General features: G+C 57.5%; 22 protein-coding genes and 2 pseudogenes. 11 read left to right on the top strand and 13 right to left on the bottom strand.

The window, feature by feature from the left end:
• Positions 1-116: 116 nt before the first annotated feature.
• From katG to CAter10_RS01245, 3 genes and pseudogenes are all read right to left on the bottom strand, one after another.
• Positions 117-2263 (bottom strand): annotated as a pseudogene (katG, locus tag CAter10_RS01255) (catalase/peroxidase HPI).
• A 550-nt stretch (positions 2264-2813) separates the two neighbouring features.
• Positions 2814-4016: a M20 aminoacylase family protein gene (locus CAter10_RS01250; RefSeq protein ID WP_061531981.1), complete on the bottom strand. Its 1203-nt coding sequence runs from the start codon at positions 4014-4016 to the stop codon at positions 2814-2816.
• Positions 4017-4106: 90 nt separating this feature from the next.
• Positions 4107-5504, bottom strand: coding sequence for a YfcC family protein (locus CAter10_RS01245; protein ID WP_197467168.1), 1398 nt, complete (start codon positions 5502-5504; stop codon positions 4107-4109).
• A 227-nt stretch (positions 5505-5731) separates the two neighbouring features.
• On the opposite strand from CAter10_RS01245, the gene CAter10_RS01240 reads away from it, so the two are divergent.
• Positions 5732-6646, top strand: a complete 915-nt coding sequence (locus CAter10_RS01240; RefSeq protein ID WP_061531980.1) for a LysR family transcriptional regulator — start codon at positions 5732-5734, stop codon at positions 6644-6646.
• Between the two features lie 25 nt (positions 6647-6671).
• On the opposite strand, the gene CAter10_RS01235 is transcribed toward CAter10_RS01240, so the two are convergent.
• Entirely contained in the window at positions 6672-7556 is an 885-nt protein-coding gene (locus CAter10_RS01235; RefSeq protein ID WP_061531979.1) for a LysR substrate-binding domain-containing protein, read from the bottom strand.
• Positions 7557-7695: 139 nt separating this feature from the next.
• Between CAter10_RS01235 and psrA the strand changes: the two are divergent.
• A pseudogene (gene psrA, locus CAter10_RS01230) lies at positions 7696-8791 on the top strand (iron-containing alcohol dehydrogenase PsrA).
• Between the two features lie 59 nt (positions 8792-8850).
• Here the strand turns inward: psrA and CAter10_RS01225 are convergent.
• Together CAter10_RS01225 and CAter10_RS01220 are read right to left on the bottom strand one after the other, a co-directional pair.
• The gene (locus tag CAter10_RS01225) at positions 8851-9387 is read right to left on the bottom strand and encodes a DUF2058 domain-containing protein (RefSeq protein ID WP_061531978.1); all 537 of its coding nucleotides are present in this window, start codon (positions 9385-9387) and stop codon (positions 8851-8853) included.
• Positions 9388-9561: 174 nt separating this feature from the next.
• Entirely contained in the window at positions 9562-10356 is a 795-nt protein-coding gene (locus CAter10_RS01220) for a transporter substrate-binding domain-containing protein (RefSeq protein ID WP_061531977.1), read from the bottom strand.
• Between CAter10_RS01220 and CAter10_RS22235 the strand changes: the two genes are divergently transcribed.
• Both CAter10_RS22235 and CAter10_RS01210 read left to right on the top strand, forming a co-directional pair.
• Complete coding sequence (locus CAter10_RS22235; RefSeq protein ID WP_128082953.1) at positions 10344-10712, top strand: hypothetical protein; 369 nt, start codon at positions 10344-10346, stop codon at positions 10710-10712. The two genes, CAter10_RS01220 and CAter10_RS22235, sit on opposite strands and share 13 nt — an antisense overlap.
• A 134-nt stretch (positions 10713-10846) precedes the next feature.
• The gene (locus tag CAter10_RS01210) at positions 10847-11224 is read left to right on the top strand and encodes a VOC family protein (protein WP_061531975.1); all 378 of its coding nucleotides are present in this window, start codon (positions 10847-10849) and stop codon (positions 11222-11224) included.
• Between the two features lie 93 nt (positions 11225-11317).
• Here CAter10_RS01210 and CAter10_RS01205 read toward each other — a convergent pair whose 3' ends face one another.
• The 5 genes from CAter10_RS01205 to CAter10_RS01185 all read right to left on the bottom strand — a co-directional run bounded on the left by CAter10_RS01205 (position 11318) and on the right by CAter10_RS01185 (position 14642).
• Complete coding sequence (locus tag CAter10_RS01205; RefSeq protein ID WP_061531974.1) at positions 11318-12574, bottom strand: MFS transporter; 1257 nt, start codon at positions 12572-12574, stop codon at positions 11318-11320.
• Between the two features lie 4 nt (positions 12575-12578).
• Complete coding sequence (locus tag CAter10_RS01200; protein WP_061531973.1) at positions 12579-12884, bottom strand: 4Fe-4S dicluster domain-containing protein; 306 nt, start codon at positions 12882-12884, stop codon at positions 12579-12581.
• 2 nt (positions 12885-12886) lie between these two features.
• The gene (locus CAter10_RS01195) at positions 12887-13192 is read right to left on the bottom strand and encodes a hypothetical protein (RefSeq protein ID WP_061531972.1); all 306 of its coding nucleotides are present in this window, start codon (positions 13190-13192) and stop codon (positions 12887-12889) included.
• Between the two features lie 11 nt (positions 13193-13203).
• The gene (locus CAter10_RS01190; RefSeq protein WP_061531971.1) at positions 13204-13788 is read right to left on the bottom strand and encodes an RNA polymerase sigma factor; all 585 of its coding nucleotides are present in this window, start codon (positions 13786-13788) and stop codon (positions 13204-13206) included.
• Positions 13789-13943: 155 nt separating this feature from the next.
• The gene (locus CAter10_RS01185; RefSeq protein ID WP_061531970.1) at positions 13944-14642 is read right to left on the bottom strand and encodes a dienelactone hydrolase family protein; all 699 of its coding nucleotides are present in this window, start codon (positions 14640-14642) and stop codon (positions 13944-13946) included.
• A 300-nt stretch (positions 14643-14942) separates the two neighbouring features.
• Between CAter10_RS01185 and CAter10_RS01180 the strand changes: the two genes are divergently transcribed.
• The 7 genes from CAter10_RS01180 (at position 14943) to CAter10_RS01150 (ending at position 23673) form a co-directional block, all read left to right on the top strand.
• Positions 14943-17525, top strand: coding sequence for an alpha/beta hydrolase family protein (locus CAter10_RS01180; RefSeq protein ID WP_061531969.1), 2583 nt, complete (start codon positions 14943-14945; stop codon positions 17523-17525).
• A 634-nt stretch (positions 17526-18159) separates the two neighbouring features.
• Positions 18160-18411 carry a hypothetical protein gene (locus tag CAter10_RS21710; RefSeq protein WP_061536888.1) on the top strand — a complete coding sequence of 84 codons (252 nt, stop codon included), beginning with the start codon at positions 18160-18162 and terminating at the stop codon, positions 18409-18411.
• 123 nt (positions 18412-18534) lie between these two features.
• Positions 18535-18723, top strand: coding sequence for a hypothetical protein (locus CAter10_RS01170; protein ID WP_128082952.1), 189 nt, complete (start codon positions 18535-18537; stop codon positions 18721-18723).
• A 309-nt stretch (positions 18724-19032) separates the two neighbouring features.
• On the top strand, positions 19033-19563 hold the full coding sequence (locus CAter10_RS01165; RefSeq protein WP_061531966.1) for a sugar dehydrogenase complex small subunit: 531 nt from the start codon (positions 19033-19035) through the stop codon (positions 19561-19563).
• Positions 19560-21212 (top strand): GMC family oxidoreductase, encoded by a 1653-nt coding sequence (locus CAter10_RS01160; protein WP_061531965.1) that lies wholly within the window; start codon positions 19560-19562, stop codon positions 21210-21212. The genes CAter10_RS01165 and CAter10_RS01160 overlap by 4 nt, the downstream gene beginning before the upstream one ends.
• A 3-nt stretch (positions 21213-21215) precedes the next feature.
• A complete protein-coding gene (locus CAter10_RS01155; RefSeq protein ID WP_082797744.1) occupies positions 21216-22712 on the top strand; it encodes a cytochrome c in 1497 nt (498 codons plus the stop codon).
• Between the two features lie 166 nt (positions 22713-22878).
• Complete coding sequence (locus CAter10_RS01150) at positions 22879-23673, top strand: SDR family NAD(P)-dependent oxidoreductase (protein WP_061531964.1); 795 nt, start codon at positions 22879-22881, stop codon at positions 23671-23673.
• Positions 23674-23790: 117 nt separating this feature from the next.
• On the opposite strand, the gene ahpF is transcribed toward CAter10_RS01150, so the two are convergent.
• Together ahpF and ahpC are read right to left on the bottom strand one after the other, a co-directional pair.
• The gene (ahpF, locus tag CAter10_RS01145) at positions 23791-25386 is read right to left on the bottom strand and encodes an alkyl hydroperoxide reductase subunit F (protein ID WP_061531963.1); all 1596 of its coding nucleotides are present in this window, start codon (positions 25384-25386) and stop codon (positions 23791-23793) included.
• 68 nt (positions 25387-25454) lie between these two features.
• On the bottom strand, positions 25455-26018 hold the full coding sequence (gene ahpC / locus CAter10_RS01140) for an alkyl hydroperoxide reductase subunit C (RefSeq protein WP_061531962.1): 564 nt from the start codon (positions 26016-26018) through the stop codon (positions 25455-25457).
• Positions 26019-26091 lie beyond the last annotated feature (73 nt).

Genomic DNA, 26091 nt, shown 5'->3' with positions numbered 1-26091 from the left:
CAAGGTGTTGCCTGCGATGATCGGCAGGCGTCACTTTGGCAGCATATTGCGCATGATGTGGGACGCCGAATTCGCCCCAAGTGATGCAATAGATGCGCATCACTTGGGGCTACAGCTTACGCCAGGTCGAAACGGTCCAGGTTCATCACCTTGGTCCAGGCCGCGACGAAGTCAGCAACGAGTTTCTGCTTGCCGTCGGCGCTAGCATAGACCTCGGCATAGGCACGCAGCACCGAATTGGAGCCGAAGATCAGGTCGTTGCGGGTACCGGTGTACTTTACCGCCCCGCTCTTGCGATCCCGGCCTTCGAACAGCTCGGCCTCGCCGTCCACTGCCGTCCAAGTGAGATCCATGTCCAACAGATTCACGAAGAAGTCGTTGCTGAGCACGCCCACCTGTTTGGTGAATACACCGTGCTGGCTGCCATCAGCGTTGGCACCGAGCACGCGCAAGCCACCGACCAGCGCGGTCAGTTCTGGCGCACTCAGAGTCAGCAACTGGGCCTTGTCGACCAGCAGGGATTCGGTCGGCGCACCGATCTTGCCCTTCTTGTAGTTGCGGAAGCCGTCGGCCAGAGGTTCGAGTACGGCAAAGGACGCGATATCGGTCTGCTCCTGAGTGGCGTCTACACGGCCCGGTGTGAACGGAACGTCAAGCGCGACACCTGCAGCCTTGGCCGCTTGTTCGACACCGACGCTACCGGCCAGCACGATCACATCGGCCAGCGAAGCCTTGCCCAAAGCCTTCTGGATTTCTATCAGGGCCGGCAGTGCCTTGACGGCGATCTGGTTGACTGCCCAGTCCTTCTGCGGAGCCAGGGCCAGACGCGCACCATTGGCGCCGCCGCGCTTGTCGCCGCCACGGAAGGTAGAGGCAGAGGCCCACGCCACCGAGACCAGCTCACTCACCGACAAACCCGAGGCCGCGATCTTGGCCTTGAGTTCGGCGATGTCAGACGCCGTAGGCTGGTGGCTGGCGGCTGGCAGCGGGTCTTGCCAGATCAGATCAACGCTAGGCACTTCAGGGCCGAGGTAGCGTGCCTTCGGGCCCATGTCGCGATGGGTCAGCTTGTACCAGGCGCGGGCAAAAGCTTCCGCGAAGGCTTGCGGATCCTCATGGAAGCGCTTGGATATCTTGCCGAACTCCGGATCGAAGCGCAGGGTCAGGTCGGTGGTCAGCATGGTGGGCTTGTGGAACTTGCCCGGGACATGCGCGTCAGGAATGATGTCTTCAGCATTCTTGGCCACCCACTGTTTGGCGCCAGCCGGCGAATGCGTGAGTTCCCAATCGTACTTGAACAGGTTCTCGAAGAAGTTGTTGCTCCACAGTGCCGGGGTTTTGGTCCAGGTCACTTCCAGGCCGCTGGACACGGTATCTTTACCGTGACCGCTGCCAAAGTTGCTGTTCCAGCCCAGACCCTGTGCTTCGATGCCTGCGCCTTCCGGCTCAGGACCCTTGTGCGATTCGGGCGCGGCGCCGTGCGCTTTGCCGAAGGTGTGACCGCCGGCGATCAAGGCAACGATCTCCTCGTCGTCCATGGCCATGCGGCTGAAGGTGGCGCGAATGTCTTTGGCTGCAGCCATGTAGTCGCCGCTGGCGTTTGGGCCTTCCGGGTTTACGTAGATCAGGCCCATGTGGGTGGCCGCAAGATTGCTGTCCAGTTCGCGGTCACCATGGAAACGCTTGTCGGCGCCCAGCCAGGTGGTCTCGGCGCCCCAGTTCACGTCCAGGTCTGGTTCCCACACATCTTCACGGCCGCCGGCAAAACCAAAAGTGCGGAAGCCCATCGATTCCAGCGCGACATTGCCGGTCAGGATGAACAGGTCGGCCCAGGAAATCCGTTGGCCGTACTTCTGTTTGATCGGCCACAGCAGGCGGCGCGACTTGTCGATGTTGACGTTGTCGGGCCAGGAATTCAGGGCGCAAAGCGCTGTTGACCACGACCGCCACCGCCACGACCGTCGAGGGTGCGGTAAGTGCCGGCCGAATGCCATGCCATGCGGATGAATTGCGGGCCATAGTGGCCGAAGTCGGCCGGCCACCAATCCTGGCTGTCGGTCATGAGTTTGACCAGATCGGCCTTGAGCGCCTTGTAATCCAGTTTTTTGAATTCCTCGGCGTAGTTGAATTTCTCGCCGAGTGGGTTGGACTTGTTTGAATGTTGGTTCAGCAAATCAACCCGCAGTTGATTGGGCCACCAATCTTTGTTGGTCGTACCGCCGCCGGCGGCATGGTGAAAGGGACACTTGGCTTCATTCGACATGGGAATCTCCTTTGTCAGTTAAATGGCTGCACTTACATCCCGGCCCAAGAGCTAGGGCGTGCCTAGGGTCTGTTTTGCAATTGGCCGGCTGGGATATTCATAATAACTAATAACTATCGATTTTAATATTCAATTAAATCTATCTATCAAATAGGTGTTACCAAAGGCGCCCTGTACTTCCATCCAACGGCTCGAATTGTTGTCCTTTGGAACCTGTACTATACGTGTACCGAACCGATGACGTTGTTGGAACTCATTTGATGCATATCCGTGAGATGCGTTCTTGCATCCTGGCTGATGTGGCGCCGAGACTGCAAGCTCATTGCTCTCCGACCGGCGTCCTGTTACTTCCGGCGCCTCACTGAACGTACATGAGATGCAGTTGCCGGACATCGTTCCACTAATTGGCGACCTGGGAGGCGGCTGGCCAGATAACGCGGCGCGATCCACGGCAGCCTGCAAGACAGGCAAGCGCAGATCGCTCGTAAGGAGGATTCGTAGTTCTACTACAGTGAAAAAGTGCGTATATCGCGAATGTGCGGAATAAGCATCAAGTCGTCACGCGATCCGAGTCGAGATAACGTTCGACCAGACGTGACCAGAACGCCGCCCCAACCGCAAGATTCTGATCGTTGAAGTCGTAGTTCGGGCTGTGTAAGCCGCGCCCCTGATCGGCGGGACCATTTCCCAGGCGCAGAAAGCAACCCGGGACGGCTTGCAGCATGTAGGCAAAATCCTCGCTGCCCATGAGCATTTCCATGTTGTCGTTCACGGCGTCAGTTCCCACCAACTCCCTGGCGACCTCGATGGCAAAGCGCGTCTCTACGTCGGTATTGCTGACAACCGGATATCCCTCAATATAATCAATGTTCGCTTCGACCTCGAAGCTCTTTGCCTGGGCATGCACAAGTTCGATGATCCTGTTTTTCAGCAAGGCCCGAACCTCGGGGTCAAATGATCGCACGCTCAAGCGTAGTTCGACCTGGCCAGGGATAACGTTGGGCGCGTCGCCACCGGCAAATTTCCCGACCGTGATCACAGCGGCCTTCGTTGGCTCGACGTTGCGCGAAATAATGGTCTGCAAACCCATCACGATGCTCGATGCGGCAACGATCGGATCATGGGCGAGATGCGGCCTGGCAGCATGCCCGCCCTGGCCGACGATGTGAATGTTGACGCGATCGCCGGCTGCCATGAAAGCGCCCGAGCGAAACATGAAAGTGCCGGCCGGCTTGCCAGGGTGGTTATGCAAGGCAAACACGGCGTCGCACGGGAAGCGCTCGAACAGGCCTTCGGCAACCATCTGCTTGGCGCCGCTATCGAATCCGCGTTCTTCCGCAGGTTGGAAGATCAGGTTCACCGTGCCGTTAAAACGTCGCGTTTGTGCCAGATGCTTGGCCGCACCTAATAGCATTGCCGTGTGGCCGTCATGCCCGCACGCATGCATTTTCCCGGGATTCCTGCTGGCGTGTGCGAAGGTGTTTGCCTCGCTGATCGGTAAGGCGTCGAGATCGGCGCGAATACCAATCGTGCGAGTCCCATCGCCTACCGTGAGCGTTCCGACCAACCCTGTCTTGGCGATATTCCGATGAACCTGAAACCCGTATTCTTTGAGCCGATCGGCCACCAGATCCGAGGTTTCGTTCTCGCAGAATGCCAGTTCCGGATTGCAATGCAATTGATAGCGCAAGCGCGTGAGATCCGGCTCATGAGGCGCCATATCGGTCAGGGATGTAAAAATCTTGAGCGGCATCGTGCGCCTCTATGAATGATGGATTGAAGATAACGGCAGCGGCTGCGCCACGCACCGCCCGTGCGTCGATGTGGATCGAGCCACGATCATTTAGAACGGTCCCCAATGAATGAGGACGCCGACTATCAGCGCGGCAATGCTGATGATGCTCCACAGCAGGATCAGTGGTATGAGGAAACGCACCCATTGTCCGTAAGGAATCCGCGCTGTGGCAAGCACTGCCATCAACACGCCGGAAGTCGGATTGAAACAATTCATGATTCCCTCGCCCAGAAGCACCGCTTGCACGGTGACCTGGCGCGTCAGATGGAGTGCATCTCCCAGCGGCGCGAAAATCGGAATCAAGGCCGCCGACTCTCCTGAGCCTGACGAGATCGCGATATGCATTACCGCAGCACTCAGGAACATGCCGATGGCAGCCATCATAGGATGAAGGGGAGCCAGCATATCGGAAAGAAGGTTGACAATGGGATCGAGAATCTTGCCGCTGCTCAGCACGGTGGAAATGGCGCGTGCAAGACCGACGATGAGCGCGCCATGGACCAGTTTGCCCGATCCGGCCAGAAACTCATCCGCAATCTGGGTTGGCCGCACGCCGCAGATAAGACCGGAGCCGATGGCGACGATCATGAACATCGAGATCATCTCGACTTCGCCCCAATGCATTTCCACGGCCCCGAAAACAAAGATGCAGAGCGCGACGACGGAGAAAACGATCGCCGCGATCTGCCGCCGTGTCAGCCGTGCGCTGTTCTCTACAGGTCCGGCCGTGACGAGATCGTGTTCGGCGATCAGGAATCTCCGTGCCTGCGGATTGCGCCGATATGCCCGGACATTGACGATGAGAAACCCGATCGTCGCGATGACAAAGAGAACGTACACCGCGGAGCGAAACGCGAGTCCCGAGAACATCGGCAACTCCGCCAGACGCTGCGACAACCCTGTGGTTACCGGATTAAGAACGCCGCTGTTGAAACCCGAATAGGTCCCCAGGTAAATGAAGGCCACGCCAAAAACGGCAGGAAGTCGGAGTGAACGTGCAATCAAGAGTCCCAGCGGCACGAACGCCACGACCGAATTGGTGACGACGCCGATGGTTCCCAGCAACGAAAAGATAATGCAGACGGTGACAATCACCGAGACATCCTGCGCATTTGATCCTGCTCCGATGCGACCGAGCGCAGCCTTGATCGCCCCGGTTTTCTCCAGCACCGCCAATGCCCCGCCGGTAAACAGAATCAGGAAAATGATTGGTGCCGAAGCGACCATGCCGTTGGCGATTGCCATGAATACCGCGCCGAGACCGATGCCGTGCTGCGGAACACTCTTGAGGCTATGTGGCACTACGAAGCTGATGCCGTTCTTGACGATGCGGTCGAATTCACCAGCCGGAATGATCCACGTGGCAATTTCAGCAATCAGCAGTACTACGAACAACAACACATACGGACTGATCGCCGTGTGCTTGCGTTGCGGGCCGTCGTGCACGTCTGCTGCTATCGTGCCGGACGAAATATGACTGGCGCCCATTTTGTCTCCTCATATAGGTTTTCTGATAGACGTCAGCCGTCCGATTCGGCAGTCACGCCGGGCTTGCAGCCCGTTCGGCAACGGTTGCCACCTGAGTTTGAGCTGGCAGTATGCACCCAAAAAAGCACTCAAAACTGACATCCGGATGTGCGACAATGTTGCGTGGTGCGCAACAGGAGAGACGGATGGAGACAGGAGAAGAGGGGATCAGCGAGCGCACGCTCGAGTACCTGGGCGCAGTGGCGAAGCACGGCGGAATGCGGCGAGCAGCCGAATCTCTGGGAGTGAATGTATCGACCATAAGCCGTCAGATCGCTGCGACGGAACGTCAGCTGCGGCTGGCGCTGGTATCGCGACAGGGGCGCAGCATCACGCTCACCCAGGTTGGACTCGCGGCCGTCGAATACGGCCATGAGCGGGAGCGTCACGCAAAGCGCTTTCGTGCGCAGATCGCGGAGTATCGTGACCTCCGCCGCGGGCATGTCACGCTGGCCGCTGGCGAGGGCTTGGTCAGCAGCCTGATTTCCGTGGTACTCAAGCGCTTCCACCAAAAGTACCCGGATATCGCCATACATATCCGCACGGGGCCGTTGCCAGAGCTGATTCGCATGGTGAGGGACGATGAGGCTGATATCTGCGTCTCCGTCGGCACGTCACGCGACCCGCTCCTGAATGCACGCCTGTTCCAGCGCGAACCGCTGTGTGCGATCGTACCTATCGGCCATCCTCTGGCCTCAAAAACGTCGGTGCGCATCGAAGATCTGACGCACGACCCGCTCATTTTCATGTCAGGCAAGTTTGCCGCGCAGAGCTACGTCACGGCCATGTTCTGGGACGCCAACTTGAGCGTATCGCCAACAATCACCTGCGATCTTTTCTCGGTCGCATCGTCGCTTGCGGCTGAAGGACTGGGCATCGCATTCATGACAAGGCTGGCGGCGAAGGAAAAGGTGGATGCCGGACTGGTGGTGGCCGTACCGATCCAGCATCCGATCGCCAATACATTCGATCGCTATGTGGCAACGCGCGTTGGACGAAAACTCAGTCCTGCGGCCAACTTCCTGTGGAAGGAAATCGTGCGCCTCATGTCTTCGGTCTAGGTAGTGACGCCCGCTGGCGTTGACGCTACTTTTTATGAGCAGCCTTCGGCGACATCGCCGATTCGAGCACGCTGCGGATGAGAGGTCGATTCCTTCGCACGGCAAGTGCACACAGATAATAATCGATAGTCAGCGGCGCGCCTTTGAGCTTGACCGCTTTCGTTCCGGGTATCGGTACATATTCGATCTCGGACACAAAGCCAATCCCGAGGCCTTCCGCAATGGCATGCATGATAGCCTCCCGGCTATTGAGCTCCATCACGCATTTGATCTCGATACCCCGATTGCGGCAAGCGCTCTCCAGCAAATCCCGCGTCTTTGAACCGGGCTCTCGCATGATGACCGCTTCATTCCTGATGCTCGACAACGGCACGGGCGATTTGCTTGCCCACGCATGGTCGTCTCTGACGATTGCAACAATAGGGTAAGTACGATAAGGAACGATGTGCAAGCGTTTGTCAGGATCCATGATCGCCAGAATCGCGATGTCTATCGTGAAATCATAGAGCCGGGCGAGTGTTTCCTGTTCCGAATTGATCGAGATCGCGAACTCAATGTCGGCATGCTTGCGCATCAATTCATAGGTCAGGTTCATCACCACCGGTGGTGAAACTGCGCCAATGCGAAGCAAGCCTGTTTTTTTGGAATGCAAGCTTTGCAACAATTGAATCGCTTCGTCTTCCTGCCCGAAAATTCCTTCAGTGATTTCATACAGGCGTCGCCCTGCGTCGGTTAAATCGACATGTCGGCCACGCCGGTGAAACAGCTCTACAGAGAATTTGTCTTCCAACGCCCCGACCTGCTCACTGATGGTCGGCTGGCCGATTTTCAGGTAGCTTGCAGCGGCAGTAAAGCTGCGCATTTTGGCAACAGCATGAAATGAGCGAATCCATTTATGGTACTGGTACATAAATACGCATTCTATCGGTGGCGGTTCTTCATTATCGGTCAGATCGATAGGAACTGCAGAACAATCGATTTGTACTCTGAACCTGGCGCGCCGACAATCCGCCTACTCAGAACCGATAGCCGATCAACCGGAGACGTCAGTGGCACAACGATTCTTTAATCCCGTCGCAACCCATTTCGGCCCCGGCAGCCTGGAAGAATTGCCGCGCATCCTCAATGGCGCAAAAGTTGTCGTGGTGACCTTTCCCGAAGCACGATCGCTGGGCCTTCTTGAGAAAATGGAATCATTGCTGGGCAAACAGCTGACTGACGTGATTGAAGATGTCCGCCCCAATCCGGATGTTGCCCAGTTGACAGACATGTATCACCGGTTCTGGCGGACGAACGCGCATGCGACACCGTTGTTGCGCTGGGAGGCGGTAGCGCCATCGATACCGCCAAGGCATTAATGGTTGGAACGGAAAGCGGCAATTTCGATGAATTGCTAGCTCTGCTTGCCGATGGCAGATCGTTCACGCCAAGCAGGATAAAGACGCTCGTTGCCATCCCGACGACCGCTGGCACCGGGAGCGAGGTAACGCCGTGGGCAACAATCTGGGATGCGGAAAACACAAGAAATACTCATTGCATCTGGATTGCACCTGGCCCAAAGCGGCGATTGTCGACCCGGAGTTAATGCTGACGCTCCCCAGGGAAATCACCATTTCCACTGGCCTGGATGCACTATCGCATGCGCTGGAATCAATCTGGAACGTCAATGCCAACCCGATTTCCGACGCTTTCGCCATCGGCGCGATCCACGAGATCATGGCTTTCCTGCCGCCGCTTGTCGAAGAGCTCGACAACCTGGCATTGCGATCTTCCATGGCGCTTGCTGCGATGAAGGCAGGATTGGCGTTCTCCAATACCAAGACCGCTCTTGCCCACTCGATTTCTTACGAAATGACGCTGCGCTATGGACTACCACATGGCATAGCCTGTTCGTTCACTCTTCCTTTGGTTCTCGACATGGCTTGGGGCGCACGCGCCGATAGAGATGCTGCCCTGCAGCGGGCGTTCAATACCGATCGTCAAACCGCAGTTAGCCGGTTACGAGATTTTCTGCATCAACTGGGAGTCCGAACCGAATTTCTCGATTATGGCGTTTCGGAGGAGGAAGCGCGGGAGATGCTGCAACACGCCATGCAAGGCCCGCGAGGAAAAAATTTCATCGGATCAACAGCCGTGATCGCCTGACCTGCGGCCGAGATTGGCTGTAGAAAAATTTACCGCCCCGAATCAGGGCGGATCCGCAATTACCACATCAGGTCATCAGGAATCTGGAAGGCCGCGTATGGATCATCCGCATCGATTTCGGTGCTGGTCTTGTTGACCCGTACCACCATCGACGCATCGCGTTCGGCGATCTTGTCGGCGATGACTCTTGGCACCAAATCCCTGCTGCCGCCCTGACAGATGATCACCAGGCGTCCGGCGATCAAATGGCCCTGCACCGCGGCCGATACATACAGCCGTTCGATCTTGCTGTCATGGGTGAAATTGTAGGCAATATCGCCGCCACCGGTGCTCTGGCGGTTTTGTTCCACCATCTGCGCAATTTGCGCCATGATCGCCTTCTGGGCGGCAGCCGCATCGCGCTGGGCATTGAGTTCGCGCGCCCGCTCGGCATTCTTGCGCTGCGTTTCGAGTGCCGCCAGGCGCGATTCATCGACACTAACCGTGCCACTGCGGCGCTCGGCCTTTTTCTGCTTGTTCTTGTCCTGGTTAACCAGTTTGACTTTGGTCTTGTCGACCAGGCCTGCCTTTAAAAACTGCTCTTGCAAAGAAGCCATATGCTGTTCCGTAAATGAGGTTCACCGGTCTGGACAGAGGCACCGACCGGCGGAAAGACGCTAGCATAGCAAATATCGGCCCCGCTGCATGCGCCAGCGATGACGGCAATTTTCTTGCTATGGTTGCGGCCCACTCGAGCCCTCATGAGGAGCACATAAGCGCGGCAGAGCCGTCTATTCAAACTGCGTGGCCAATTTCCCAGGCAACGGCACATTCAGCCATTTTTTTACGATCGCGTTCAATTCATTGTTTTTCTTTGCTTGCGTCAGCGCGGCATTCACTTTCGCCATCAGCGCCGGCTCTTCCTTCAACAGGCCGACGTAGCAGGCGGACTCTTGAATGATGTATTTCATTTGCGGCTTGTTGCTGACGGCCTTTTCGGCCAGCGCAACGGCGACGAAATCGCCTGTACCGACCAGCTGCACCTGCCCGGCCAGATAGGCCGCGATCATGCCGTTGTTGTCTTCATAGCGTTTGATCACGGCACTGGGCGGCGCGGTTTCGGTCAACTGGCTGTCCTGGAATGTGCCGCGTGCAACGCCGATGGTTTTTCCGGCCAGATCAGCCGGGCCGGAGACTTTGATGGCGGCGGGGCCGAAGACGCTGTTGTTGTAGGGTGAATACGGTTGTGAAAAGGCGATGACTTTCTCGCGCTCGGCATTCTTGCCCAATGTCGAAATAGCCAGATCGGCCTTGCGCGTTTGCAGATAGGCTATGCGGTTGGCGCTGGTGACCGGCACCAGCTCCAGCTTCAATCCCATGTTCCTGGCGACCAGCGTTGCGACATCGATATCCAGGCCCTGCAGCTTCATATCCGATGTGACTGAACCGAATGGCGCAAAATCCTGCGGCACCGCTATCCGCAAGATGCCACGCTTCTGGATATCAGCCAGGGCATCGGCCTGGGCGCTTTGCACTGCCATGAAGCAAAGAACGACGGACAGCAGCAACAATTTTGCAAATCTCATCGAATCACCTGGAAGAAGATGGTTATGTGTGGGCTATCTCGATGCTTTATACATCGGAATTGGCGAGCGTGTATTTTTATGCAAAATACATGCCACGATGCACAGCAACCAAGTCAGTCGGATTGCCGTCTCCGATTGAAGTCCGGCTTCCTATTTCCCCGATGACGGCATCAAGAATGCTCGCCCAGTTCACGGCTGCGCGTGGTCGCCGCCTGCACCGCGCGGGCGATCACTGCGCAGAAATCGTCCTGCTGCAAACTAAGGAGATTAGGAGCATTCACGATTGCCAGCAATCGTCCAACTCCGGCATTCGCGCCATACTCTCACCCGATATTGCTCTCGCAATTTTTGTGTGACAGCATACGACGTTAAATTCTCACGTCCGCTTCAGACAACTGATATTGAGCGGTGAGAACGCATCTCACGGATATTGATGAAATGCGTTCTAGAATTTTCAATTACGTTAGCCCTACACATTTCTGGAGAAATCATGTTTGACCACGTTAAATTTGGAGTCAGTGACTATGCAGCGAGCAAAGCGTTCTTTCTCAAGGTGCTCGAGCCGCTCGGCGTAACTATTGCCGCGGAATGGCCGCAGACCTACGGTATCGAGCTGATTGGTCCAACGAGCAAGGCTTCATTGTGCCTGTACCAAACCGAGGAGAAGCCGGCGCATCTTCACTTGGCATTCGTGGCCGAGAAACGCCAACAAGTCGACGCTTTCTATCGCGCGGCTCTAGAGGCGGGTGGCAAAGACAATGGTGCGCCTGGCCTGCGCCCACGCTACCACGCGAACTACTACGCAGCTTTTGTCATTGGTCCGGACGGACACAACATCGAAGTGGTTTGCCACGAACCCGAAGCCTGACCTTGACATCGATGGCTGCAAGCGATCGAACGCCTAGGGCCGTGGCAGCGAAGAACGACACCTAAGCGAGCGATCAGTCCAGGCCGGTGTCATTTAAGGAGCAGTGACGCGTTGCGGCGCGATCTCATTTGCAGAGCGTCGCTGGAGGCGCCAGAGCAGCATCAGCGCCACCAGCGACGTGCCGACGACCACGTAGCCGACCGTATCGAAGTGTTGCAGTTTTCCATCTGCGTCGAGCACGACGATATGCCCGGCAACGACCGAAGCGACGCCTCCGGACAATTGCTGAATCGATGCGCTGATGGCGTTAAAGGAGCCGCGCTGGGTAGTCGCGGGAACCGAAGATACCAGCGCCTGGAATGGGATCATGCGCGAGAATATGCCAACGAACATGACGACGTTGACGACGATCAGGCCAGGCAGCGAAATCGGCCCGAGATGGGTGTAGACCAGCACCATGATGATCGACAACGCGGTGCCGAGCGTGAACACCCGAAATTTACCGAACTTGTCGGCAGCCTTGCCGATCATGGGACCGAAGAAAATCGTACACATCCCCGTCACCAGATACACCGTCGGCAAGTCGTGAAGGCTGATACCCAGGTTGTTCACGGAAAACGCGCTACTGAACGGCATCAGCATGAATCCGCCAGTGGTCAGCAGTGCGGTGATCGCGAAGGCGATCAGGTAACGCGGCTCAGTCACCGTGTGATACAGATGCATCCACGGGCTATGTTCCTGCGGCAGGGCGAGATGCGCAGCGACAGGCTGCATGCGCCAGGACACAAAGAGACCACCGCATAACCCTAGGGCGGCCATCGCCAGAAACGGCACGTGCCAGTTCCAGCGATTCGACAGATACAAACCGATAGGGATGCCCAGCACCTGGCTCGCCGCAAAAGCAGTCTGGATCAAGCCCATGACGCGGCCGCGCATGTGCAGCGGGAACAGGTCTGTGGATATGGCGAGCACGACTGAACCGATGACGCCGCCGAACAATCCGGTGACGATGCGTGCCAGCAGCAGCGTTTCGAAACTTTGCGCCAGGCCGCACCACAATGTGCCGACGATGAAACCGCTATAGAAGAACAGCAGGATCTTCTTGCGATCGTAACGGTCGGCAAAACCGGCGGTCAGCAGTCCCGACACGCCGGCACTGAACGCGTATGCCGAAACGACCAGTCCGAATTGCTGAGGGCTGATGTCCAGTGCGGGCATGATCACCGCACCCAGTGGCGACATGAGCATGAAGTCGAGAATCACGGCGAACTGCAGGAACGCCAGCATGCCGACGACAAATTTCTGATAACGAGAGAACTGCGTAGAAGGAGATGTAGTTGCAGGACTCATGGTTTCAAGCGTTCGTTGAAGAGCGGCCAAGCGTGATGGCGCGTTCCGGGCAGGCGCTGACGCACAAACCACATGCCCGGCAGGCATCGGCATTTGGCGTATAGGCTACCTGCATCCCGTGCACACGCAATTTGATTTTTTGCAGCGCGTTGAATTGTTGATAATCGCTGTCGTCGATGCGCCGGACCAAGAACACGTTTTCCGGACACACATCTACACAATCGCCCTTGCCTTCGCAGCGCTTCAGGTTGACTACCGGTGCGATCACTCCCGGTTCCTGCTTGCAAGTGGCGGTCATGGATTTTCGCATATTTACTCCTCGCCGCGTCGACGGCCGAATGACCTGTTCTTGCGAAATTGTTCACGTTCTTCTTCTGTCATCGCCTGCCACTTTTGCCAGTGCCGATGGCCATGCCACCCGCCGTGGCCGCGAAATCCGCCAAACAGGATGCGGCAGAGAACCAGCAAACCGAGCGCATGCCAGTAGTCGATCGGACGGCTGCCGACCAACAATCCCGGCATCACTAGATTCCAGAGCAGCATGACCGCCCCGCCCAACACGCCTGCCGCCACCACAACAAACAGCAGCTTTCCTACAAGCCTCATTCTGAAATTCATTTTCAATTCCTTTATTCGATGTCGAATTCGTCGTATATCGCCTGCAAACGACCACGCAGATACAAGACCGCGTAGCGCTTGCGCGCCAGCAGAGTGTTCACGGCAACACCGCTTTGCTCTGCCATTTCCTTGAAACTGAGACCTTCTAGTTCGTGTGCGACAAAGACATCGCGCTGACTTTCCGGCAACTCATCCAGAGCCAGTTGCAACTCTCCGAGCAGTACCGACCTGGCATACACGGCCTCGGGGCCAGCATCGAGTGCAGGAAGAACAAGATCAAGTCGATACTCCTCGTCCACGCCGTCAGAATCATCCTCTGCCTCGCTGATCTGCAATTCCTTCTTCTTGCGAAAACGGTCGATGATGCGATTGCGCGCAACACGGAACAGCCAGGCACTGGCTTGCTCAATCGGTGCGGGAAGGCGGCAGGCCTGGACGAATTCATACAGTACATCCTGCAAGATATCCTCCGCCTCGGCCTGATCGCGCACCCGGCGCGAGATGAAACTCCCGAGCCTGGCACGCTCACGCAAAACAGTCGCGGCGATATTTCTGTCTTGGTCGTTGATCGGATTCGGGCGGTTGGGCAGGCTCATACCATTGAAGACGATTCACAATGGAGAATATTGTGGCGGAATGAAAATATTCCTGTGCACGGTTCCAGGAATCGGGAACCGCTAATGTGGGGAATGCATTGAAACCAAAGTCAGCGCCGGCAACGCAGGAAATCCGTGCTGCCGGCAAATGGATCTTACAGATTGTCGCTCAGGAAAGTGAGCGAATTGCCATGTGCTTCAGCCGCTGCACGCTGGTTATAGCTGGAGCGGTGCGAGCAATTGAAGCCATGCTCGGCGCCCGGATAGACGTGAACTTCGACTTCCTCATTGTTTTCGAAACGCTCTGCGATGCTCTGCACGGCTTCCGGTGGAATGTGGCTGTCGGCGCCGCCGAAATGCATCAACAGCGGCACGTTGATCTCGTCGGCGCGCTGCAACTGATTCTGGATGCCGCCGCCGTAATAGGCGATCGCAGCGTCGACCAGGCCATTGGCCGCGGTGTTATATGCCAGCATGCCGCCAAAACAATAGCCGATCACGGCCAGCTTGCCGTCCAGCGCAGGTTGCGCCTTCAGCGCGGCCACGGTGAGTGCAATATCCGATTGCGCCTTGGCGACATCGGTCGCTTTCATCAACTCAACTGCGCGCGCCCAGCCGGCGTCGTCATAACCCAACTCGATACGGCTGCCGCTGCGCCAGAACAAATCCGGCACCAGCACCACGTAGCCGTCGGCGGCGTATTGTTCGGCAACCGAGCGGATGTGTTCGTTGACGCCGAAAATTTCCTGCAACAGCACGATGCCCGGGCCCTTGCCGGTGTGCGGGATGGCGAGATAGGCGCCGAAGGTGCCGTCGGCGGCCTGGATGTCGATCCATTTGGTGGTAACGCTCATGATGAATCCTCTCTATGCGAGAAATAAATGTCAGTGTATGGGGAGTCAGGTCAAATTTGCGGCAGCTGAAATTGTCTGTATCAGAGCTGGTCCATGCCCGAACAGCATGCTACCAGATGCGGCGATAGTGAGTTTGCAGGCTCAAGAATGCAATTGCCCAGTGCCAGGAAACGGCCTGCCGCATGATGAAAAGATTCAGCCAAAGTGCCCCTTTTTGCAGTTTGAAATGGCAATATCCATGGGGTCATTCACCACTCCGACAAAACTCCCGTTGCAGACGAATCGAAACTGAGGACACTGATGGCAATCACATATTCCCTGGCCCGTGTTTGGGTCGTACTACTTGCGGCCGGCGTCACATCGACGCCGTTCGCCGCGCCGGTGGCATCATCGCCACAACCCGTGTCCGGTCTGGCGTCCGGCTACAACCAGCCACCCAAGGATATCCTGGACGTCATGCGCGCGCCATCGCCGCCAGTGCCGGTTGTGAGTCCGATGCGAGACCGGATGCTGTTGGTTTCCTGGCAAGACTATCCTTCGATTTCCCGGGTGGCGACGCCTTTCCTGCGCTTGGCCGGTGTGCGCGTCGAACCAAGAAATCATAGCAAGCACGATACCCCAGGAGGTTACGGCATCACTCCTTGCGCCACGAGCTTTGAACTTGTGCGTATCGCCGACGGTGCGCGCACCTCGATCGCGCTTCCTGCGGATGCCTGCCCGAACCGGCCGCTGTGGAGTGCCGACGGCAAACGGTTTGTCTTCGAAAACACCACCACGGACTCGGTTGATCTGTGGATTGGCGATGCCGCCACCGGCGTTGTGCATCGTGTTCCAGGTGCGCATCTGAATCCGATGCTGGGAGATGAACTGCAATGGATGTCCGATCAGAAAACCCTGCTGGTCAAGCTGGTTCCCCAGCGCATGGGGCCACCACCTGCCGAGTCGAGCATCCCTGCCGGTCCGAGCATCCAGGAATCGGATGGCGGTAAAGGTCAGAGCAGCACCTACGAAAACCGCGACACGCTCAATAACAAGCATGACGAAGACTTGTTCGATTATTACGCCGCCGCGCAACTGGCGCTGGTTGATGCCGACAGCATGGCGGTCACTCCAATCGGCGCCAGCGCACGTTATGAATCGCTGGCAACCGCGCCGGATGGACGGCATCTGCTGGTAACGGCGATTCGCAAGCCCTACTCTTACGTGACGACTGCTGATCGTTTTCCGCAGGAAGTGGAAGTCTGGGATCTGGCAACGCGCAAGAACATCGCCGTGCATCACATCGCCTCGCTGCCATTGGCCGATCGCGTGCCAATCGGCGGCGTAGAGCTCGGGCCGCGTGATTTTTCCTGGCGCGCGACCGAGCCGGCAACGCTGATCTGGGCCGAAGCCCTCGACGGCGGCGACTGGAAAGCCAAAGTACCGGCGCGCGACAAGCTGATGCTGCTGAAGGCGCCATTCAACACGGCGCCGCAGGAAATCACGCGAACTGAACAACGTTATGCAGGTCTTTCCTGGAGCGAACAAGCCGGTCTCGCACTGTTGACGGAATATGATCGCAACCGGCACTGGCGGCGCAGTTTCCTGATCAATGTCGACGATCCGCAGCCGCAACCGCGCCTGCTGTGGGATCTCTCGACCGACGAGAAATATGCGAATCCCGGCGTTCCGGTGAAACGCCAGTTGCCGAACGGCTTCTGGGTGCTTCGCCAGGATGGCGATGCCATTTTCCTCAGCGGCGCCGGCTCCTCGCCTGACGGTGATCGCCCATTCCTGGACCGGCTCGATCTGAAAACCTTGAAATCGGAGCGACTGTTCCGCAGCGACAAGACATCCTACGAGCAATTCGTGGGCTTTACCGGCAGCGGCTCGCGCGCGTTCCTGACCTGGCGTCAATCGGCGAACGATCCACCGAATGCATTCATCCGCACACTTGGCGCTCCAGTTGACGCAGCCGCCGGTGAAGCGGCATTCGCGTCGAGCAGCAGCGCCGTTACTCACATTGCGGATCCGACGCCGGTAGTGCGCGAAATCAAGAAGCGCCTGGTCAAATACAAACGTGAGGATGGTCTCGACTTGTCCTTTACGCTATACACACCGCCAGGCTACAAGGAAGGAACGCGCGTGCCGACTATCCTGTATGCCTATCCGCTCGATTACGCCGATGCGTCCAAGGCCGGCCAGACCACCGGCTCGCAAGAGACCTTCACGCGGTTGCGACAGTATCGCTTGCTGCTGCTGGCCGGTTACGCGATCATCGACAACGCCGCCTTCCCGATCGTTGGCGATCCCAAGAAAGCTTACGACACGTATATGGAGCAGCTGGTCGCCGATGCCAAGGCAGCGGTTGATGAGGCAGTTCGTCTGGGTGTCGCCGATCCTGAACGCATCGGCGTCACCGGGCATAGCCACGGTGCATTGATGACGGCCAACCTGCTGGCGCATTCCGACCTGTTCCGGGCCGGCGTCGCCACCAGCGGCTCCTACAACAAGACGCTCACGCCGTTCGGTTTCCAGAATGAGCAACGGTCGGTGTGGGAAGCGCAGGACGTTTACTTGAAGGTATCGCCGTTTTTCTACGCCGACAAAATGAAAACGCCGATCCTCATCGTGCACGGCGCCGACGATGCCAATCCAGGCACCACGCCGCTACAAGCCAGCAAGCTGTATGAAGCGATCCGTGGCAATGGCGGCATCACGCGCCTGGTAATGCTGCCACATGAGCCGCATTGGTACGCGGCCATGGAGTCGAACGAACAGCTCGTTTATGAAATGCTGCGCTGGTTCGATCGTTATGTGAAGGATGCTCAGCCGCGTGCTCAAGCACCGACATCGACATCGACATCGACATCGACATCGACATCAGAAACCTTGCCACATTAAATGGACAGAGTCATCTGGGGTCAGAGTTTTTTTTCGCGGTCCTTTGCGAAAATTACTCTGACCCCACATGACGGACTCAGAGAAAGACAAAGCGCATTCATGGTGTTGTTTTCAAAGGACTAGGATGTACTCTGTAGCCCGCTAAGTGGGGTCAGAGTGAAGTTTCTGCAAAAAACACGCAGAAAGTTCACTCTGACCCCAGTTAGCTGCCTATATTAAGCACAACGAGTTAAGCATAACCAATTAAGCGCGACGAAAACCAGATTTCTGGTGTTGTCGTGTTTCATGCAATTCTCAATAAATAGATGGGTGCAGAACACCGATTAGCATTGCAAATAATATTGTTGCGGAAGGAAAAATGAAACCTTCTCACACGTGAAGCGCCAACCGCCAGATCAAATCCTCCTTCTATGTTAGCTGCCGCACGGACGGATTCTTCCCAGAAGCGCATAGTTTTAAGCATGGACGGCCTACAAGGTTGTAGACAGGTGTGATGCTGACACGCCCAGGTCGTCCTGCAATCCTATTTCTTCCTGATATTTGAACAAACCAAAATGGGCGCGAGTCCATTGATCTTTCATCCTCCGGCGGCATTGATTTATCTGGCGTGCCGCTACCAACGAAAGGAAACACCATGCTAATCCGACACGCAGCCATCGTTACCATCATTGCCGCAGCAGCCCTGGCCGGATGCAAAAAGGCCAACGAAGCTCCCGCGCCAGCAGTGGATAATTCACCAGCGACGACAGCACCGCAAACAACATCTCCGATGGCCCCTGCGCCCGCCGGCGGTGGCTTGGCGCCAGCGACGCCAAGCAGCTCAGCTCCTGCCAACAATTCTGGATCGACCACTGCGCCACCAGCGTCCGGCAGTACCGGCAGCTAATTGACAACCATCCGCCGACGGCGGCTGGCACAATTCGAGCTCGATGGAGACGGACAATGGCAATACCTTGGGGCTATGCAAAACTATCGGCTTGCCAACACGGACGAGCCGCGCCGATACTCCATGTCGGCATTTCTGCTCGACTATCCGTTTGCCGATCTGCTCTATCCAGGTGCGGATGAAACGATTGCCCATCTCGGCCGCAGCGGCCGAACGGTCATCCCGTTGGACAGCGTTGCCAGATACGGGTTGGCCGACGTCAGCGTGACGCACATTCGCGATCTGACCGGCCACGGTTTCTTCGCTGCTTGATCTTCCTACGAAAAAATTGCCCGCACCTCATTCGAAGCGCGCCAAGAATTCCATTCATGCATATCTATTCGCGAGTCGGCACAACGTCACGTTGACAGATCGATTGGTCTGATCGGCATTTTTTTGCCGTCGGTAAAAATATTTTTCCCGTAGTATGATTGCCTTTTCGAGACCCAATTGTGAGATAGGAATTCGAAGATGATCAAATGCCAAACGTCAATCAAATCGGAGCCTTAGATCATGCCTTCTTCGGATCCTGACCAACAACCCATCCTCCCCAATTCTTCTCATGGGGTTTCGCGCCGCACGATGCTGATCGGTATTGCTGCCATGTTCGCCGAAGTGGGTCTGCTATCAGGCTCATCCCCGACCCAGGCGCAAACCAAGATAGCAAGCAATGCCGTCAATTCTGCCGCCGGCGCCACAGCATTTCTGACGTTGTCGCAAGCCCTTACCGGCCATGCCGATCTGAATCCGGAAACCGCAGTGCGCATCTCGGCTGCGATGCGTGACACCTATCCCGATTTTTCTGCTCATGCCGACAAACTGATCGGCCTGGTGCAAACCGGACAGCCGGCCAGTTCCTTGCTGGCGGCCACCAGCGGCGATCCGGCGCTGCGTGATACAGCCTTGGCCATTGTCGCCGCCTGGTATACGGGTACTATCGGAAAGGGGCAGAAAGCCATTGTCGTATCGTACGCCGACGCGTTGATGTATCAGCCCGTGAGGGACGCGTTGCCGGTGCCCACCTATTGTTCGTTCGGCCGTTGTGGTGGACCGGGGAACCGCCATCACCTGACGCAAATCCCGCATCTGTTGCACCAACCGCCTGAACCATGAAAACTCCTTCTTTCGAATCCAACGGCGACGCCACTGCTGATGTGGTCATCGTCGGCTCCGGCGTGGTCGGCGCCATGATTGCAGACCAGCTCGTCGGTCTCGGCCATTCGGTACTCATACTGGAAGCCGGGCTGCGCATCGAGCGCGGGCAAGCCGTCGAGAACTGGCGCAACATGCCGTTTGCGAATCGCCTCGGCTCCGACTACCAGGGCCTGTATCCACAGTCGCCGATCGCGCCAGCACCGCTGTACTTCCCGGAAAATAATTACGTCGGCCTGAGCGGCCCCAACGGCAGCAGTTTCAAACAAGGCTATCTGCGCACGGTTGGCGGCACCACCTGGCATTGGGCAGCATCATGCTGGCGCCACCTGCCGGTTGATATGCGCATGAAATCGGCTTACGGTGTCGGCCGCGACTGGCCTATTTCCTATGACGAACTGGAGCCGTACTACTGCCGCGCGGAAGAGGAGATGGGCGTGGCCGGTCCGAACGATCCGGCAATGCAATCGCCATCCGAGCGCAGCAAACCCTATCCAATGGACATGGTGCCCTGGGCCTACGGCGACAAGCGCTTCGCGGAAATCGTCAACGCGCACGGCTATCGTTCGGTGCCTATTCCACAGGGACGCAGCACACGGCCTTGGCAAGGGCGTCCGACCTGTTGCGGCAACAATAATTGCCAGCCGATCTGCCCGATCGGCGCGATGTACAACGGCATTCATCACGTACAGCGCGCGGAACAAAAGGGCGCGAAGGTGCTGGCCGAATCGGTGGTCTATAAAATCGACACCGACGAAAACAACCGCATCACCGCCGTACATTGGTATGACACCGGCAAACGCTCGCATAAAGCCACAGGACGAGCATTCGTGTTGGCATGCAACAGCCTGGAAACGCCGCGCTTGCTGCTGCTGGCGGCCAACGAGCGTAATCCGAACGGCATTGCCAATTCATCGGATCAAGTCGGCCGCAACATGATGGATCACTCCGGATTCCATTGCACCTTCCTGGCCAGTGAACCGATCTGGCTGGGGCGCGGACCGGCGCAAAGCAGCTGCCTGGTCGGGCCGCGCGACGGCGTGTTCCGCTCCGAATATTCGGCCAACAAGATGATCCTGAATAATATTTCACGCGTCGGCCCTGCTACCGACCAAGCCTTGAAAATGGGATTGGTCGGCAAGGAGCTGGACGATGAAATCCGCCGCCGTGCTGCCTACGGCGTCGACCTCTCGATCAGCTTGGAGCCGCTACCAGATCCGAACAATCGCCTGACATTAAGCAAGACGCGGCGCGATCCGCTGGGTCTGGCCTGCCCCGACATCCATTACGACGTCGGCGACTACGTTCGGCGCGGCGCCGAGGCAGCACACAAGCAGCTCGAACATATTGGCCAATTGTTCAAGGCGACCGAATTCAATATCACCACCAGCCTCAACGCCAACAACCACATCATGGGCGGCACCATCATGGGTTCCGATCCCAAGGATTCGGTAGTCGACGGCAATTGCCGCACGTACGACCACGCCAACTTGTGGCTGCCGGGCGGCGGTGCGATACCATCCGCCAGCGTGGTCAACAGCACGCTGTCGATGGCGGCGCTGGGCCTGAAAGCGGCCGACGCGATCGCCAAAACCCTCGCCAAGGCTTGAATCATGCGCCTTCAACAGCCCCGACGCCAGCCGACATCGGCCGCATTGACCACTTCGTCCATGCCTTTTCCGGCATTGCACAAATACAGAGCGGCATTGCTTGGTTCATTCTTCCTCATCATCGCCACCTTGTTCTGCGCACCACATGCGCAAGGCCAGGCGGCAAAGGATCAGGCTGCGCTGGTTGAGCAGGGACGCTATCTGGCCGTGGCCGCCGATTGCATGGCATGCCATACGGTACCCAAGGATGGACAGCCATTCGCCGGCGGCTACGGCATCGACTCGCCGCTGGGCCGCATCTATTCCACCAATATCACGCCCTCCAAGAGCGCCGGCATCGGCAACTACACCGAGCAACAGTTTGCTCGCGCACTGCGGGAAGGCGTGCGCGCCGACGGCGCCCGGCTTTACCCGGCAATGCCCTACACCTCCTACACGCTGCTCAGCGACGACGATGTGCATGCGTTGTATACCTACTTCATGGTGGGAGTAAAGCCTGTCGACACTGTTGCCCCGCAAACTGCGCTACCGTTCCCGTTCAGCGTGCGCGCGTCGATGATGGCCTGGAACATGCTGTTCCTCGATAACAAGCGTTTCACTGCCGTCAGCGACCAGCAACAGATCAACCGCGGCGCCTACCTGACCAATGCGCTGGCCCATTGCAGCGCCTGCCATACGCCGCGCAATGCACTGATGGCCGAGGACAACAGCAAGGCATTTGGCGGTGCACCGCTGGGCTCATGGTATGCGCCCAACATCACGTCCGATCCGGTCAGCGGCATCGGCGGCTGGAGCGATCAGGAGCTGGCGCAGTATCTGCAAACGGGACACGTGCGCGGCAAAAACCAGGCGGCCGGCGGCATGGCCGAAGCGGTGCAGAATAGCCTGCAATTCTTATCCAAGGAAGATACCGCGGCGATCGTCGCATATTTGAAAACGACCAAGCCGATACGCGATGCTGCCGATGTAAAGCCGGCGCATGAGTATGGGCAGCCCAAAAGCGCCGAAGCATCATTGCGCGGCGCGGTCGGTCCGAATGAAACTCATAGCCTCAACAGCGGCGCGGTTTTATACAGTGCTTACTGCGCAAGCTGCCACCAGGCGAATGGCGGCGGCAGCGGAAATCAGGCCTACCCATCCCTGTTTCGCAATACCGCGACCGGCTCGGCGAACCGGGCCAACTTGATCTCGACCATCCTGTACGGAGTGGAGCGCAAGGTCGGCGACCAGGATGTACTGATGCCACGCTTTGACAGCCAGTCGTATGTCAATCCACTGACCGACGAACAGATCGCCGCGATTTCCAACCATGTGTTGCAGCAGTATGGCAGTCCCGGAGCACCGGTCACGGCACAGGACGTGGCGGTCGCTCGTGACGGTGGTTCGAAACCAATGCTGGCGCGGATGCAGCCCTATATTGTTCCGCTGATATGCCTGGTTGCCGCGCTAATCCCTCTGGGGCTTCTGGGACTGTCCATCAAGCGCCGGCGTCGCAAATAACCGGATGGCCGCAAGCCCATCCGGCTGTCGTCCAATTTTGTCCTGGACACAAGCTGCTGTGTCAAATCAGTCATCGGGATGATTGCGAGATACCCGCTCCAGGTGCAACAAAGCAGCGACATCCGACGCGGCAATCCTGCCGCTCAACCTTTAAAGGAAGAATGTGATGAAAATCGACCTGAGCAACAAACTTGCAATCGTCAGCGGCTCTACCGCCGGCATCGGCCTGGCGATTGCCCGCGGGCTGGCGCAGGCCGGCGCCGAAGTGGTGGTCAATGGCCGCACCCAGGCGCGCGTGGATGAAGCGCTGGCAACGATCCACGCTGAATTTCCTGACGCCCGGCTGCGCGGCTTTGCCGCGGACCTCGGTACTGTCGAAGGCGTAGCCAAGCTGACTGTGGCGATTCCTGCGGCGGATATCCTGGTCAATAACCTGGGGATTTTCGAAGCCAAGGGGTTCTTCGATATCGGCGACGACGAATGGCAACGCTTCTTCGACGTCAATGTCATGAGCGCGGTGCGCCTGTCGCGCTATTACGCGCCGAAGATGGTGGAACGCGGCTGGGGTCGCGTGCTGTTTTTGTCGAGCGAATCCGGCTTGCAGATTCCGGTCGAAATGGTGCATTACGGCATGACAAAGACCGCACTGCTGGCCGTCTCGCGCGGACTAGCTGAAACCCTGGCCGGCACTGGCGTGACGGTCAATGCCGTGCTACCCGGACCAACCCGTTCCGAAGGCGTAAGCGATTTCTTTGGCGGGCTGGCGCAACAGCAGGGCGTACCTGTCGAACAATTGGAAAACGACTTTGTTGCGCAACACCGTCCAAGCTCGCTGATCAAGCGCCTGGCGACAGTGGAAGAAGTTGCCAACATGGTGGTCTACCTGGCATCCCAACAGGCATCGGCCACCACCGGCGCATCGGTGCGCGTGGATGGCGGCGTGGTGCGCTCTATCGCTTGATATGGATGGCCTCCTGCCGCGGCCATCTTTTACCCCGCCAACGCGATAGTAATACTAGCATTGCTTCAAAAAAAAAAGACCTCCCGAACGGGAGGCCTTTTGCCGATAACAGGACCGTTACGCCGGCACTGCAACCTTCTCTTCCACAGTCTCGGTTTCGTCGTCAAACGACGTGCGGATCAGGTAATCGAATGCGCTCAACGATGCCTTGGCACCCTCGCCCACCGCGATCACGATCTGCTTGAACGGCACTGTCGTCACATCGCCCGCAGCAAACACGCCGGGGATCGAAGTTTGACCCTTGGCATCAACCTCGATTTCGCCGTGGCGCGACAACGCTACCGTGCCCTTCAGCCATTCGGTGTTCGGCACCAGGCCGATCTGGACGAATACGCCTTCCAGTTCAACCTTGTGACTGGCGCCAGAAACCCGGTCGGTGTAACTCAAGCCGTTGACCTTCTTGCCATCGCCATGGATCTCGGTGGTTTGCGCCGAGGTGATGACGGTGACATTGCGCAGGCTGTGCAGCTTGCGTTGCAGGACCGCATCGGCACGCAACTCGGCGCCGAATTCGATCAGCGTGACATGCGACACCAGGCCAGCCAGGTCGATTGCTGCTTCAACGCCGGAGTTACCGCCACCGATGACTGCGACACGTTTGCCCCTGAACAGCGGACCGTCGCAGTGCGGGCAATACGCCACACCGTGGTTACGGTATTGCTGTTCGCCAGGAACGTTGATCTCGCGCCAGCGCGCACCTGTCGCCAGGATCACTGACTTGCTCTTCAAGACCGCGCCGCTGGCGGTTTTCACTTCAATCAACTTGCCCGGCACCAGGCTTGCCGCCCGTTGCAGGTTCATGATGTCGACATCATAGGCCTTGACGTGCTGTTCCAGCGCGACGGCGAAATGCGGGCCGTCGGTTTCCTTGACCGATACAAAATTCTCGATCGCCAAGGTGTCCAACACCTGGCCGCCGAAGCGTTCTGCCACCACGCCGGTGCGAATGCCTTTGCGTGCGGCGTAGATCGCCGCTGCCGCGCCGGCAGGTCCGCCGCCGACGATCAGCACATCGAACACATCCTTGGCATTCAACTCGGCTGCCTGGCGTGCGCCGGCGCCGCTGTCGAGCTTGGCCAGGATTTCTTCAACGCCGGAACGGCCTTGGCCGAACACTTCGCCGTTCAGGAAAATCGACGGCACAGCCATTACCTGGCGCGCCTCGACTTCGCTCTGGAACAATGCGCCGTCGATCATCTCGGTGCGAATGCGCGGGTTGATGATGGACATAACGTTGAGCGCCTGCACTACCTCAGGGCAGCTCTGGCACGACAGCGAAATATAAGTTTCAAAACGATAGTCGCCGTCCAGGTTGCGGATCTGTTCGATGACCGCATCATCCAGCTTGATCGGGTGGCCGCCGACTTGCAGCAGCGCCAATACCAGCGAGGTGAATTCGTGGCCCATCGGGATACCGGCGAAACGCACGCTGATATCGGTACCGGGGCGGTTGATGCTGAACGACGGCTTGCGCTCTGTGTCGTCAGTACGTTCAACCAGCGTAATGCGGTCGCTCAACAGGACGATTTCCTGGAGCATGGCCTGCAGTTCGCGGGATTTGTCGCCATCATCGAGAGACGCAACGATCTCAATCGGCTGCACGACCTTTTCCAAATAGGTTTTCAACTGGGTTTTGAGATTAGCATCAAGCATGATAAGCCTTCCATTCAATATTTTTTCAACACCGGCCCGGACATTCCGGGCCGGCTGCGGTGCGGCTATTAGATCTTGCCGACCAGGTCCAGCGATGGTGTCAATGTTGCTGCGCCTTCAGTCCATTTCGCAGGGCAAACTTCGCCTGGGTGCGATGCGACGTATTGCGCTGCCTTGACCTTGCGCAGCAATTCCGAAGCGTCACGGCCGATGCCGTTGTCATGCACTTCCAGAACCTTGATCTGGCCTTCTGGGTTGATCACGAAAGTACCGCGCAGTGCCAGGCCTTCTTCTTCGATCAGCACTTCGAAGTTGCGCGACAGGACAGTAGTTGGGTCGCCAATCAGTGGGTATTGCACTTTCTTGATCGCTTCCGATGTGTCGTGCCATGCCTTGTGAGCGAAGTGGGTGTCGGTCGACACGCCGTAGATTTCAACGCCCAGTTTTTGGAATTCAGCGTAATGATCTGCCAGGTCTTCCAATTCGGTTGGGCAGACGAAAGTGAAATCGGCTGGGTAAAACACCACAACTGACCATTTGCCCTTCAGGGACTCGTCGCTCACGTCAATGAACTTGCCATTGTGATATGCAGTTGCCTTGAACGGTTTGATTTGTGTGTTGATTAGAGACATTGTGTTTTCCTCGTGGGGTTGTGAATCAATGAAGAGACAGTTTAAAGGATGTATCTAAATATTGAAAATTGAT

The organism is Collimonas arenae, from assembly GCF_001584165.1.
In the GTDB taxonomy this organism is placed as follows: Bacteria; Pseudomonadota; Gammaproteobacteria; order Burkholderiales; family Burkholderiaceae_D; genus Collimonas; species Collimonas arenae.
The sequence above is the reverse complement of the archived record's forward strand: the minus strand, read 5'-3'. Positions and strand labels throughout refer to the sequence as shown.

Excerpts from the sequence above, each read along its gene's own strand:
- CAter10_RS01250 (WP_061531981.1), bottom strand. The coding sequence starts at position 4,016 with ATGCCGCTCAAGATTTTTACATCCCTGACCGATATGGCGCCTCATGAG.
- CAter10_RS01240 (WP_061531980.1), top strand. The coding sequence starts at position 5,732 with ATGGAGACAGGAGAAGAGGGGATCAGCGAGCGCACGCTCGAGTACCTG.
- CAter10_RS01235 (WP_061531979.1), bottom strand. The coding sequence starts at position 7,556 with ATGTACCAGTACCATAAATGGATTCGCTCATTTCATGCTGTTGCCAAA.
- CAter10_RS01225 (WP_061531978.1), bottom strand. The coding sequence starts at position 9,387 with ATGGCTTCTTTGCAAGAGCAGTTTTTAAAGGCAGGCCTGGTCGACAAG.
- CAter10_RS01220 (WP_061531977.1), bottom strand. The coding sequence starts at position 10,356 with ATGAGATTTGCAAAATTGTTGCTGCTGTCCGTCGTTCTTTGCTTCATG.
- CAter10_RS01210 (WP_061531975.1), top strand. The coding sequence starts at position 10,847 with ATGTTTGACCACGTTAAATTTGGAGTCAGTGACTATGCAGCGAGCAAA.
- CAter10_RS01205 (WP_061531974.1), bottom strand. The coding sequence starts at position 12,574 with ATGAGTCCTGCAACTACATCTCCTTCTACGCAGTTCTCTCGTTATCAG.
- CAter10_RS01200 (WP_061531973.1), bottom strand. The coding sequence starts at position 12,884 with ATGCGAAAATCCATGACCGCCACTTGCAAGCAGGAACCGGGAGTGATC.
- CAter10_RS01195 (WP_061531972.1), bottom strand. The coding sequence starts at position 13,192 with ATGAATTTCAGAATGAGGCTTGTAGGAAAGCTGCTGTTTGTTGTGGTG.
- CAter10_RS01190 (WP_061531971.1), bottom strand. The coding sequence starts at position 13,788 with ATGAGCCTGCCCAACCGCCCGAATCCGATCAACGACCAAGACAGAAAT.
- CAter10_RS01185 (WP_061531970.1), bottom strand. The coding sequence starts at position 14,642 with ATGAGCGTTACCACCAAATGGATCGACATCCAGGCCGCCGACGGCACC.
- CAter10_RS01180 (WP_061531969.1), top strand. The coding sequence starts at position 14,943 with ATGGCAATCACATATTCCCTGGCCCGTGTTTGGGTCGTACTACTTGCG.
- CAter10_RS21710 (WP_061536888.1), top strand. The coding sequence starts at position 18,160 with ATGCTAATCCGACACGCAGCCATCGTTACCATCATTGCCGCAGCAGCC.
- CAter10_RS01170 (WP_128082952.1), top strand. The coding sequence starts at position 18,535 with ATGTCGGCATTTCTGCTCGACTATCCGTTTGCCGATCTGCTCTATCCA.
- CAter10_RS01165 (WP_061531966.1), top strand. The coding sequence starts at position 19,033 with ATGCTGATCGGTATTGCTGCCATGTTCGCCGAAGTGGGTCTGCTATCA.
- CAter10_RS01160 (WP_061531965.1), top strand. The coding sequence starts at position 19,560 with ATGAAAACTCCTTCTTTCGAATCCAACGGCGACGCCACTGCTGATGTG.
- CAter10_RS01155 (WP_082797744.1), top strand. The coding sequence starts at position 21,216 with ATGCGCCTTCAACAGCCCCGACGCCAGCCGACATCGGCCGCATTGACC.
- CAter10_RS01150 (WP_061531964.1), top strand. The coding sequence starts at position 22,879 with ATGAAAATCGACCTGAGCAACAAACTTGCAATCGTCAGCGGCTCTACC.
- ahpF (WP_061531963.1), bottom strand. The coding sequence starts at position 25,386 with ATGCTTGATGCTAATCTCAAAACCCAGTTGAAAACCTATTTGGAAAAG.
- ahpC (WP_061531962.1), bottom strand. The coding sequence starts at position 26,018 with ATGTCTCTAATCAACACACAAATCAAACCGTTCAAGGCAACTGCATAT.